This window comes from Arthrobacter sp. 10T419 (assembly GCF_056394105.1).
Window position 1 is genome coordinate 1 of sequence record NZ_JBFTHF010000059.1, and the last position, 405, is coordinate 405.

At 28.4% G+C, this 405-nt stretch carries 1 protein-coding gene; it reads left to right on the forward strand.

Annotated features, from left to right (window positions below; translation table 11 throughout):
* Window positions 1-96 precede the first annotated feature (96 nt).
* A partial coding sequence (locus AC1DBD_RS17870; RefSeq protein ID WP_476982730.1) for a P-loop NTPase family protein occupies window positions 97-405 on the forward strand: 309 nt, incomplete at its 3' end.

A 405-nucleotide genomic window follows, 5' to 3' on the forward strand; every position in this document is an offset into this window, starting at 1 on the left:
GGTTTATAGTAGTAATAACTTTAAGAAAAAGATAAATTAAGTTAGTGTGATAATTTAATCAATTGATAAACATTATAAGAGAGGGTCATTGAATTTATGAATAATATTACTATTATAGGAGCTTCACAAAATAATTTAAAAAATATAGATATAACTATACCTAAACATTTGATTACAGTATTCACAGGACGTTCTGGTTCAGGTAAGTCATCGCTGGTATTCAGAACAATAGCTGCTGAATCAGAACAACTTTTAAATGAAAGTTATTCTAGCTATATTCAATTTCATTTAAATCAACAACCGAAACCAAAGGTAAAAGAAATTAAAAACCTTCCTGTAGCAATGACGATTAGTCAAAAAAGATTTAATGGTAATTCTCGCTCTACTGTAGGTACAGTGTCGGAT